The 252-nt window shown below is 60.7% G+C and carries 1 protein-coding gene; it reads left to right on the top strand.

Going from position 1 to position 252, the window contains the following annotated elements; translation table 11 throughout:
- Window positions 1–252 (top strand): methyltransferase (locus tag ACSVDM_RS30860; RefSeq protein WP_439269177.1); only part of this gene is annotated, 252 nt, incomplete at both ends.

The raw sequence follows: 252 nt of genomic DNA on the forward strand, positions 1-252 counted from the left end.
GTCGACGCCGGAACCTCCCTGCTACTCGACTACCTCGACGCCATCGCAGCCGACGTCCACTCCGACGCCGTCGATCTGGGGTGCGGGAATGGTGTCATCTCCGCCCATTTGGCGCGACTGCTCCCCCAGGCCACGATTCACGCTACCGACGTGTCATGGCAAGCCATTGATTCCACCCATCTCACCGCTCAGGCGAACCAGCTCGACATCGTCACTCATTGGTGCGATGGTCTAGTCGATATACCCAATGAG

The organism is Nocardia sp. JW2, assembly GCF_051843015.1.
In the GTDB taxonomy this organism is placed as follows: domain Bacteria; phylum Actinomycetota; class Actinomycetes; order Mycobacteriales; family Mycobacteriaceae; genus Nocardia; species Nocardia coubleae.